Source organism: Flavobacterium suncheonense GH29-5 = DSM 17707, from assembly GCF_000430025.1.
GTDB lineage: Bacteria > Bacteroidota > Bacteroidia > Flavobacteriales > Flavobacteriaceae > Flavobacterium > Flavobacterium suncheonense.
In genome coordinates this window covers 23,312-33,523 of sequence record NZ_AUCZ01000010.1, presented here as the reverse complement: position 1 = coordinate 33,523, position 10,212 = coordinate 23,312, and the positions used below count along the sequence as shown (strand labels likewise).

Sequence of the window (10,212 nt, the reverse complement as noted above, 5' to 3'; positions counted from 1 at the left end):
TTACTTTTGAAATGTAATCTGTTTTTCATGAAAATTGCCATTATAGGAACAAGAGGAGTTCCCAATTATTACGGAGGCTTCGAACAATTTGCCGAGTTTTTCTCGGTTTATCTGGCCGAGAAAGGCCACGAAGTCTATTGTTATAATTCCCACAACCATCCGTATCAGGAAAAAATGTTTCACGGGGTGCACATCATCCACCAGCACGATCCCGAGTACAAATACGGCACTTTCGGGCAATTTATCTACGATTACAACTGTATCATGGATTCCCGGAAAAGGAATTTCGACATCATTCTGCAATTGGGCTATACCAGCAATTCCATTTGGTTTTTCCTGTTGCCTAAAAAACCGATCATCATTACCAATATGGACGGTTTGGAATGGAAGCGTTCCAAGTATTCCTGGCCGGTGCAGCAATTTTTAAAAGTGGCCGAATGGCTGGCGGCAGTATCGAGCGATTATCTGGTGGCCGATTCGTTGGGGATTCAGTCCTTCTTGAAGAAAACCTACAAAAAAGAGTCCACTTATATTGCCTACGGCGCTTATCCGTTCAACAGTCCCGATGAAAGCATCCTTCAGGAATACAAAGTCGAGAAAGGCGGGTACAACATGATTATGGCGCGTTTTGAACCCGAAAACAACCTCGATATGGTTTTGGAAGGCGTTTCGCTTTGTGAGAAAAAAACACCTGTCTTGGTGGTTGGCAAGCATGAAACCAAATACGGGGAATACCTTAAGAACAAGTTCCGCTATTTTCCGCACATCCGTTTTATGGGTGGAATTTACAACCTGGAGCACTTAAACAGTCTCCGGTATTATTCCAATATTTATTTTCACGGGCATTCCGTGGGAGGAACCAATCCGTCGCTGTTGGAAGCTATGGCCTCACAAGCCCTGATCGCGGCGCATCACAACGATTTCAACAAAGGGGTTTTAAAGGACAACGCATTCTATTTTTCCTCACCCAATGACGTGAAAGAACTGCTGCATACGGCGGTTAAAAGCGATAACCTGCAGAAGATTAAAAACAACTACGAAGCAATTGAAAAAGATTTTAACTGGGAAAAAATTAATGGCGATTATTTACAACTCTTTGAAGAATGCTACGCAAGACATCTGGCAGGAAACCAAGGCTAATTATCTGTTTTTGCCGTTACTGCTGGTATTAACCACCATTCCGTTGCGGTATGCCTACAACAGTATCAGTGTGGGTGTTTTTATCGGATTATCGCTGCTTTTGTTTCGGAAAAAGAACGTAGTGTTCTGCCGGGATTTGATTTACCCGGTTCTCATTTATATTGTAATGGCCGCCTCCTTGCTTTGGACCATTGATTTTGCCGAAACCGTTGCAACACTTTTCAAAGTATTTCCGTTTCTGCTGATTCCGGTCTGTTTTATGATTAATAAGCCCTTTACGGTAATTCAATACCAAAAGATCATTCACTATTTTGGGGTTGTGTATGTAGTTTATGCGGTTTTTTATCTGCTTAAGGCCGTTGTGCGGTTTTTAACGGAAAAAGATTCCTCGGTTTTTTTCTATCACGAACTGGTTACTCAGGATGTAAATGCGATTCACGTTTCGGTTTACATGACATTGGCGTTTACGGCATTCCTCATTAAAAAGAACAAGACCTTTTGGGATAAATTTTCGTTAGCCGTTTTGGCCGTTCTGATTGTACTGCTTTCGTCAAAAAACGTGCTGTTGGTTTTTTTATTCCTTAACGCGCTTTATCTTTTCTTTTTTCTGGATTTTAAAAACAGAAAGCGGGTGGCGTTGGCAGTCGCAGGGTTGGGTTTGGTGTTTGCCGCGGTTTTTTTTCAGAAAATACGACAGCGTTTCGAAATTGAAGTGTCGTCTAACCTCACACAAAACACCATAAACCGGGAAATCAGCAGTGATAAAGGAACGGTTTATAACGTGTCGGTTTACGAAGCCTGGAACAACGAAACCTTTAACCAGAACGATTTTTTTCCGGGAGCGGCTTTGCGCGTGTATCAGTTCAGGATTTTTCTCGAAATGCTCCGTGAAAACCCGAATTGGATGCTGGGATACGGGCTGAATGCCACGAAACCCAAAATTCAGGAAAAAAGAATCGAGCACAATCTGTATGCCGGGTACGACGAATTTAACTTTCACAACCAATACGTGCAGTTTTTTGCCGAAATCGGGCTGCCCGGATTTGTACTCTTGCTGTTAATGTTGGGAATTTGTTTAAAAAATGCATTCCAAAGTAAAGATTTTGTGTATATTTCTTTTTCAGTTTTAATGATAAGCTTATTTTTGACAGAATCCTTTTTGAGCAGACAGCGTGGCATTATTTTTTTCATAGTGTTTTACGGTTTGTTTGCGATTTCAAAACAGCGATTTGATAAAAGACTGATACAATGAAAAGAATATTGATAACCGGAGCCGCGGGTTTTTTGGGCTCCCATTTGTGTGACCGTTTTATAAAAGAAGGGTATCACGTCATCGGAATGGACAACTTGATTACCGGCGATTTGAAAAACATCGCGCACCTTTTTAAATTAGAGCATTTCGAATTTTACCACCACGATGTCACCAAGTTTGTACACGTACCCGGAAAATTAGATTATATACTCCATTTTGCGTCCCCGGCCAGTCCGATCGATTATTTAAAAATTCCGATTCAGACGCTGAAAGTGGGCTCGTTGGGCACCCATAATTTATTGGGCTTAGCCCGTGTGAAGAAAGCCAGAATCTTAATTGCTTCTACTTCCGAAGTGTACGGCGACCCGTTGGTACATCCGCAAACCGAAGAATACTACGGAAATGTGAATACCATCGGCCCACGAGGGGTTTATGACGAGGCCAAACGTTTTCAGGAATCCATTACCATGGCGTATCATACGTTTCACGGTGTGGAAACAAGAATTGTCAGGATCTTCAACACCTACGGTCCGAGAATGCGCCTGAATGACGGCCGTGTGATTCCCGCTTTTATCGGTCAGGCTTTGCGCGGAGAAGATTTAACGATTTTCGGTGACGGTTCCCAAACCCGTTCGTTCTGTTACGTAGACGATCAGGTAGAAGGCATTTACCGTTTGTTGCATTCCGATTATCATCTGCCGGTAAACATCGGGAATCCGGACGAAATTACGATTAAGGATTTTGCCGAAGAAATCATCAAATTAACCGGAACACAGCAAAAAGTGGTCTACCATCCTTTACCGGTTAACGATCCGATGCAGCGTCAGCCGGACACGACCAAAGCGAAAGAGATTTTAGGCTGGGAGGCCAAAGTAAGCCGCGCCGAAGGCATGAAGCTTACGTATGAGTATTTTAAATCGCTATCCCCGGAAGAATTGGCCAAAGAAGAGCACAAAGATTTCTCGGAGTACATCAAATAATGACGGCAGCACAAAGAGGAAGATATTCGAAATATTTAAAACCCATCAGTATCATCATCGATTTGATCGCACTGATCGGGCTGCCCTTTTTTTTCTTCAGAGAGCTGAAACTGAATTTCTGGTATTTTAACCTGTATCAGATCAGTTGCTGGTTTATAATTGCATATTTTTCAGGGTTTTATGAGATTTACCGCTATACCACACCGGTTCAGATTTTTTCCAAAATAGCCAAGCAGGCGGTAATTTTTCTTCTGGTTGTCATTGCCTTTTTTCCGTTCTCCAAAGAAACCATCTTCAGTGGCAGGGCTATTGCTTTGTCGCTTTCCCTGACGTTTTCCTGGATTATCATTTTTAAGAGTCTCACGTTTTATTATCTTAAAAAATACCGTATTGCAACGGGAAGCAACTACAGAAACGCCATTATTATCGGGTACAGCAAAGAAGCCATCCGGCTGAAAGATCTTTTTACAACCCGGATAGATTTCGGCTATCGTTTTTTGGGCTTTTTTTCAGACAAGGTTCAGAACAAAGAGGTAAAAGGCGATTTAAGCTCGATTTACACCTTTCTTATTGAAAACAAAGTGGATGAAATTTATTGTTCGCTTGGGGAGCTTTCCAACGAGAAGATAAAAAATTTAGTGGAATTTGCCGATGAGCATAACATCGGGATAAAATTCATTCCCGATTCTAAAGAAATTTTCTCCAAGAACCTGAAGATTGACTACTATGAGTTTTTCCCGGTGTTATCCCTTCAGAAATCACCCTTGGATGAGCCGGTGGTGATGTTTGTAAAGCGGGTTTTTGACATCTTTTTTTCTTTGCTGGTCGTGGTATTTTTCCTTTCCTGGTTAACGCCAATTCTGGCCATTCTGATTAAACTGGAGTCTAAAGGCCCCGTGTTCTTTAAACAGAGTCGTCCCGGATTGAACGAACAGGAGTTTTTCTGTTACAAATTCCGTTCGATGCAGATTAATTCCATGACCGAAAAAGAAGCCTCCCGAAACGACCCAAGGGTAACCCGGATCGGACGTTTTATCCGGAAAACCAGTCTGGATGAAATGCCGCAGTTTTTCAATGTACTGCTGGGTGAAATGTCTGTCGTAGGGCCACGACCGCATTTGTGGTCCCAGAACAAAACCTACGGGAACCGCATCAAAAAATATATGGTACGCCACCATGTAAAACCCGGAATTACAGGTCTGGCGCAGGTTCGCGGTTTCAGAGGCGAAATCGAAACCGATGAAGATATGATCAACCGCATCAAGTACGACGTGTTTTACATCGAAAACTGGTCGTTACTGTTAGATTTTAAGATTATCGTTCAGACGGTGATCAATATTTTTAAGGGCGAAGAAAAAGCGTATTAATGGCCAACCCTTTAGTTTCCATAATCACCCCAACGTTCAATTCGGCGAAGTACATTGAAGCGACGGTTGTGTCGGTTCAGCAGCAAACCCATAACAATTGGGAACTGCTTATTGTGGATGATGGTTCTTCCGATGAAACCGTTGCCGTGGTAAAAACGCTTTGTCAAAACGAGCCGCGGATTAAGTTTTTTCCGTTGCCGGAGAATGTCGGACCGGCCAAAGCCCGAAACGTGGGCATTGAAAACGCCACCGGAGCGTACATGACTTTTCTGGATGCCGATGATCTCTGGTTTCCGGATTTCATTGAAAACAGTATCCGCACGATTAAAGAAACCGGGATTGGTTTTGTTTTTTCCTCGTACAAGCGATCGAACGAAAATCTGGAATTTGTGTATTCCGACTTTATTGTGCCGGAAAAAGTAACTTATACCGATATCCTTAAAACCAATTCGATAAGTTGTCTAACAGCTTTTGTCAACATTGAAGCACTTGGGAAAAAGTTCATGCCCGAAATCCGCAAACGTCAGGACATGGGCTTGTGGCTGCGATACCTAAAAGAAATACCTTTCGCTTACGGTATCAAAGAACCCAAAGCCGTTTACAGGATGCGTGAAAATTCGCTTTCCCGAAACAAAAAGAACCTGATTAAATACCAATGGCAGTTTTACCGCGAAGTGGAAAAACTCAATGTTTTCCAGTCCGTCTATTACATGCTGCACTGGATGTACCGCGGTTTTATGAAGTACCGCAACTAAAGCTCCGACTGAAACTGTTTCAGTTTTCCGCGCAAAGTCCGCTCGAGTGTTTCTTTTCGGTTGTATGTAAAATGCAGACCGGGTTCTAAATACGTGTCGATGGCCTGCTGGATCCCTTTAATTTGCTCTGGTGTTAATGCTTCTGAAGAGACATAATCAATTTCAAACGCATCCATTTTCGTCTGACGGATGATGAATTCCTTCACATTCCCGTCGTCTTCAATAATCGATTTGGTCACGTAATAAAACGTCAGTCCCGGTGATTTTTTTCCGCTGGGTAAAACGGCGACATCGTTGGTGCGGCCAATCAGTTTTTTGAGCAACGGTTTTTTGAAGGTGCTTTTTTCGTCTAAAATGCCCACATCGCCAATGTCGTAGCGGATGAACGGATGCGCTTTGTTGTACAGCGCCGTAATTACGATGCGGCCTTCGGTTCCGTGCGGTACGGGTTGGTTGTTTTCGTCTAAAATTTCCACAAAAAGCGTTTCGGAATTCACCTGCCATTCGTCCTGAGGATTCTGAAAGGCAATCAAATCCAGCTCGGAAGCGCCGTATTCGTTCACCACCGGGATGCCGAATTGGGCTTCGAGCAGTTTTTTATCGGCATCAAAAAGCATTTCGGAAGTGACCATGCACACTTTCAGCGTTGGGCAGAGATCTTTCAGTATGATATTTTTTGCCTGTAAAAATTTGGCAAACAGGACAATGGAACTCGTATACCCGTTGATGTAGTCGAACTTTTTCGTCCGGAAATGTTGCAGTACTTTTTCCAGAAACCGATCTGACAAATCGAAAATCGGGAAACGGTAGCGCCGTCCTAAAAAATCTTTCAGGCGTTCTTTCCGGTAGCCGATAAAATCCAACGGAATCCCGTAAAACCGTGCCTGATACGATTTGTTGAAATCAATGCCGTACCAGCCAAACCGGTAAATAATCGAGGCCCAGGTTAAGGCATGCGCTTCTTTGTCTTTGGCAAAAACAAACGGATCGCCGCTGGAGCCTGAAGTCTTGTTTACGAAAACCGATTGTTTTCGGTACCCTTTCGAAAGCCGTTCGTCCAAGGGTTTTTGAAGGTCTTTTTTGGTGAGCACCGGCAAATCGTTCCAGGACATGAATTCGGTAGTTCCGGCAAGTTTCTGATAAAAAAGATTGTGCTGTAAATGGTATTCCGCAATTTTTCGGCGCTGATTTTCAACATACTGCGGGTATTCCGCTTCCGGTACAGCCAGAATCGAGTTGAAAAGCGTCTGGGCTTCCTTCATGCGAAAACCGTTTAGTTGCAGCGATAAATCGAACAATCGGAACACGTCTCGGGGATTTTTTCCAAAAATAGTAAAACCGAAACTATAAACTAAGCCTTGAAACTTTTTTTTCCGTGGAAAACCGACTATTTTTGCACCCGAATCAACAACACAACACCATGACTATTTTATTGTTAGGCTCGGGCGGAAGAGAACACGCGCTGGCCTGGAAAATGCTTCAGAGTTCTCAGTGTTCCAAACTTTTTGTGGCGCCGGGCAATGCGGGAACGGCTTCGATAGCGACCAACGTCAATATCAATCCCAATGATTTTGCCGCGGTAAAAAATCTGGTGGTAACCGAAAACATCGAAATGGTGGTGGTAGGCCCGGAAGATCCGCTGGTTAACGGCGTTTACGATTTCTTTAAAAACGATACCGAGTTAAAACACATTCCGGTAATTGGTCCGTCGAAACACGGAGCCCAACTGGAAGGCAGCAAAGAGTTTGCCAAAGAATTTTTAGTAAAACACAACATCCCAACGGCACGCTACCAGAGTTTTACCAAAGATACTGTGGAAGCCGGTTGTGAATTCCTAACCACTTTGAAGGCTCCTTATGTTTTAAAAGCAGACGGATTAGCCGCCGGAAAAGGGGTTTTGATTTTGAACGATTTGGCCGAGGCGCAACAGGAACTGAAAAACATGTTGGTGGATGCGAAATTCGGAGAGGCTTCTTCCAAAGTAGTAATTGAAGAGTTTCTGGACGGCATTGAATTGAGCTGTTTTGTCTTAACCGACGGTAAATCCTATAAAATTTTACCAACCGCTAAAGATTATAAACGAATAGGCGAAGGCGATACCGGGCTGAACACCGGAGGAATGGGTGCCGTGTCTCCCGTACCGTTTGCCGATGCCGAATTCCTGCAGAAGATAGAAGACCGCATTGTAAAACCGACCATCAACGGTTTTCAGCAGGACAATATTGATTACAAAGGATTTGTGTTTATCGGTTTGATTAAAGTAGGCAACGATCCGTTTGTAATCGAATACAACGTGCGCATGGGCGATCCGGAAACGGAAGTGGTGATGCCGCGTCTGCAATCCGATTTGGTGGAGATTTTTAAAGCGATGGCAAACCAAACCTTAGACCAAGTAGAGTTTGAAATCGATTCGCGAAGCGCCACGACGATCATGGTCGTATCCGGCGGCTATCCGGAAGATTATGAAAAAGGGAAAGTGATTTCAGGCTTGGAAAACGTGGAAGGTTCGATTGTGTTTCATGCCGGAACCGCTTTAAAAGACGGTCGGGTAGTTACCAACGGCGGTCGTGTGCTTGCCGTGACTTCGTATGGCGACAACTTTAAAGAAGCGATTGCCCAATCGTATGCGAATATCGAAAAACTGCATTTCGAAAAGATGTATTACCGAAAAGATATTGGTTTCGATTTGTAATAAATGAAATAAAAAATCCCGATGAAATCGGGATTTTTTATGTTTTATTTTAAGAAAGAGTGAGCCGTAGTATCCTGCTCGTCGTCTCCTTTGTCTTTGAAAATTTTCAATTCTTTGGTCCAATACCAAGTCCAGTAGCAGCATACTACAATGAAAATCCAGTTAACAAGGTTGGCAGTCCACCAGTTCGACAATTCCATTTCTCTCATCCAGTTCATGGGTGCGAAAAGAATTTCTTCGAATAAATACTGAATTCCTTCAAAAAAAGCTTTCATAGGTTTCGTTTTTAAATTTTATAGGGAACCAAATCATGGAAAACTTCGTACCACGTGTTGGTCTCTTTTGTACAAATGTTATCTTTACAGTCACAAAAATATAAAATATCTGCATGATAGCAAGTCTTTTTAATAAATCTCGTCCAATTAATTATGTTTTAATCGGTTTGATGCTGGTGGTGTTCTATTTTTTGTACCTCACCAAGGATTTAAGCTGGACAGGACAGTATCATCAAATCGCAGAGAAAATAGTTTTTCTGGGGGTATTGACGGCTTCGGTTTTTTTGGTCCGCTTTATCACGAAACGAAACGGGTTGAGTAAAGACAACAGTTATGCTGCCTTTTTTTTCGCCGTTTTTCTGATTCTTTTCCCGACGGTTTTGGTCAATACCAATGTGATTTTATCCAACTTCTTCCTGCTTTTGGCCTTACGCCGTTTGGTTTCCATGCAGTCGATGATAACCCCGAAAGAGAAAATTTTTGATGCGTCGCTCTGGATTTTTGTGGCGACTGTGTTTCATTTTTGGGCGATTCTCTTTCTGGTGCTGGTTTTTATTTCCGTTATTTTTCACGTGTCCGGCGATTACCGGAACTGGATTATTCCCTTTATCGCCCTGTTTGCCGTGGGAACCTTATTTCTGATGACGGTTTTATTAATCGACCACAGCCTGATGGATTTTGTACAGCACCAGATACGGGTAAGTTTCGATTTTACCTACTTTGAAAATACGTTTCAGAATGTCGCTTTGGCGTTCTTTTCTTCGGTGGCGGTTTTGTTTTTTGCCACGCAGCTGTTGTCGCTTTCCAACCGGCCGTTAAACATGCAGTCGTCGTATAAAAAGATCATTTTCACCTTCCTTCTGGGGGTTGGCATCTACGTTTTGTCGGCAGATAAGAACAACAGTTTCCTGATGTTTACCTTTTTTCCTTTGGCGGTATTTGGCACCAATTTTCTGGAAAGTCAGGAGAACAAGTGGGTAAAAGAAGGCGTTTTGGGTACCATTGTAGTGGTTGCCTTAATTATTTTCTTTGGGCAGTTATAATTTGCTGCCGTAGGCCAAATCACCGGCATCGCCCAAACCGGGAACAATGTAGTTTTTCTCGTTGAGTTTTTCGTCTAACGCAGCCACCCACAAATGACAGTTTTCCGGTAGATTTTTCTCCAAAAAGGCAATTCCTTCCGGCGCGGCTATGACTACCGCAATGTGGATTTCTTTTGGTTTTTGTTCTAAATGCAGTTTGTGAAGTACCGCCACTAAGGACTGTCCGGTAGCCAGCATGGGGTCGATTAAAATCAGGTTTTTGCCTTCAAAGGATGGCGCGGCCTGATATTCCACCAGAATTTCAAAAGCGTCGTCGTTGTTATAGTGGTGACGGTAAGCCGATACGAAACCGTTTTCCGCATCGTCAAAAAAGTTCATAAAACCCTGATGTAAGGCCAAACCGGCGCGTAAAATGGAACACAAAACCACAGGTTCCGCTACGGTGGTCGTGTGTTTTACACCTAAAGGGGTTTGTACGGAAATGGCTTTATAATCAAGCGTTTTACTCAATTCGTACGCCATGATTTCTCCGATGCGTTCGATGTTTTTGCGGAAACGCATGCTGTCTTTCTGAATGGTGACATCGCGCAGCTGGGTTAAAAAATGGTTCAGAATGCTGTTTTGCTCGGAGATATAATGGATGTGCATACGATTGGTGTAAAGTTTAAAGTTCAAAGTTAAAAGTTCCGGAGGTAAAAAACTACAATT

10 protein-coding genes are annotated in these 10,212 nt (G+C 43.0%); 7 read left to right on the top strand and 3 right to left on the bottom strand.

Annotated elements, in window-relative coordinates; translation table 11 throughout:
- Positions 1 to 27 precede the first annotated feature (27 nt).
- The 5 genes from G498_RS0107210 to G498_RS0107190 are packed head-to-tail and all read left to right on the top strand — an operon-like array spanning position 28 to position 5,494.
- A complete protein-coding gene (locus G498_RS0107210; RefSeq protein WP_026980563.1) occupies positions 28 to 1,140 on the top strand; it encodes a DUF1972 domain-containing protein in 1,113 nt (370 codons plus the stop codon).
- On the top strand, positions 1,076 to 2,392 hold the full coding sequence (locus tag G498_RS0107205; protein WP_026980562.1) for an O-antigen ligase family protein: 1,317 nt from the start codon (positions 1,076 to 1,078) through the stop codon (positions 2,390 to 2,392). Before G498_RS0107210 ends, G498_RS0107205 begins: the two co-directional genes overlap by 65 nt.
- Positions 2,389 to 3,372, top strand: coding sequence for a UDP-glucuronic acid decarboxylase family protein (locus G498_RS0107200; protein WP_026980561.1), 984 nt, complete (start codon positions 2,389 to 2,391; stop codon positions 3,370 to 3,372). The genes G498_RS0107205 and G498_RS0107200 overlap by 4 nt, the downstream gene beginning before the upstream one ends.
- The gene (locus G498_RS0107195; RefSeq protein ID WP_026980560.1) at positions 3,372 to 4,739 is read left to right on the top strand and encodes an undecaprenyl-phosphate glucose phosphotransferase; all 1,368 of its coding nucleotides are present in this window, start codon (positions 3,372 to 3,374) and stop codon (positions 4,737 to 4,739) included. The genes G498_RS0107200 and G498_RS0107195 overlap by 1 nt, the downstream gene beginning before the upstream one ends.
- Positions 4,739 to 5,494 (top strand): glycosyltransferase family 2 protein, encoded by a 756-nt coding sequence (locus tag G498_RS0107190; RefSeq protein ID WP_026980559.1) that lies wholly within the window; start codon positions 4,739 to 4,741, stop codon positions 5,492 to 5,494. The genes G498_RS0107195 and G498_RS0107190 overlap by 1 nt, the downstream gene beginning before the upstream one ends.
- Here G498_RS0107190 and G498_RS0107185 read toward each other — a convergent pair.
- On the bottom strand, positions 5,491 to 6,801 hold the full coding sequence (locus G498_RS0107185) for a phenylacetate--CoA ligase family protein (protein WP_026980558.1): 1,311 nt from the start codon (positions 6,799 to 6,801) through the stop codon (positions 5,491 to 5,493). The two genes, G498_RS0107190 and G498_RS0107185, sit on opposite strands and share 4 nt — an antisense overlap.
- A 113-nt stretch (positions 6,802 to 6,914) precedes the next feature.
- Here G498_RS0107185 and purD point away from each other — a divergent pair, with 113 nt between their 5' ends.
- On the top strand, positions 6,915 to 8,186 hold the full coding sequence (gene purD / locus G498_RS0107180) for a phosphoribosylamine--glycine ligase (RefSeq protein ID WP_026980557.1): 1,272 nt from the start codon (positions 6,915 to 6,917) through the stop codon (positions 8,184 to 8,186).
- 44 nt (positions 8,187 to 8,230) lie between these two features.
- On the opposite strand, the gene G498_RS0107175 is transcribed toward purD, so the two are convergent.
- Positions 8,231 to 8,461: a DUF6341 family protein gene (locus G498_RS0107175; RefSeq protein WP_026980556.1), complete on the bottom strand. Its 231-nt coding sequence runs from the start codon at positions 8,459 to 8,461 to the stop codon at positions 8,231 to 8,233.
- Between the two features lie 113 nt (positions 8,462 to 8,574).
- On the opposite strand from G498_RS0107175, the gene G498_RS0107165 reads away from it, so the two are divergent.
- Positions 8,575 to 9,504, top strand: coding sequence for a DUF6427 family protein (locus G498_RS0107165; RefSeq protein WP_026980555.1), 930 nt, complete (start codon positions 8,575 to 8,577; stop codon positions 9,502 to 9,504).
- On the opposite strand, the gene upp is transcribed toward G498_RS0107165, so the two are convergent.
- Entirely contained in the window at positions 9,499 to 10,152 is a 654-nt protein-coding gene (gene upp / locus G498_RS0107160; RefSeq protein WP_026980554.1) for a uracil phosphoribosyltransferase, read from the bottom strand. The two genes, G498_RS0107165 and upp, sit on opposite strands and share 6 nt — an antisense overlap.
- Between the last annotated feature and the right edge of the window lie 60 nt (positions 10,153 to 10,212).

Coding starts and splice junctions, on each gene's coding strand:
- G498_RS0107210 (WP_026980563.1), top strand. CDS start 28: ATGAAAATTGCCATTATAGGAACAAGAGGAGTTCCCAATTATTACGGA.
- G498_RS0107205 (WP_026980562.1), top strand. CDS start 1,076: ATGGCGATTATTTACAACTCTTTGAAGAATGCTACGCAAGACATCTGG.
- G498_RS0107200 (WP_026980561.1), top strand. CDS start 2,389: ATGAAAAGAATATTGATAACCGGAGCCGCGGGTTTTTTGGGCTCCCAT.
- G498_RS0107195 (WP_026980560.1), top strand. CDS start 3,372: ATGACGGCAGCACAAAGAGGAAGATATTCGAAATATTTAAAACCCATC.
- G498_RS0107190 (WP_026980559.1), top strand. CDS start 4,739: ATGGCCAACCCTTTAGTTTCCATAATCACCCCAACGTTCAATTCGGCG.
- purD (WP_026980557.1), top strand. CDS start 6,915: ATGACTATTTTATTGTTAGGCTCGGGCGGAAGAGAACACGCGCTGGCC.
- G498_RS0107175 (WP_026980556.1), bottom strand. CDS start 8,461: ATGAAAGCTTTTTTTGAAGGAATTCAGTATTTATTCGAAGAAATTCTT.
- G498_RS0107165 (WP_026980555.1), top strand. CDS start 8,575: ATGATAGCAAGTCTTTTTAATAAATCTCGTCCAATTAATTATGTTTTA.
- upp (WP_026980554.1), bottom strand. CDS start 10,152: ATGCACATCCATTATATCTCCGAGCAAAACAGCATTCTGAACCATTTT.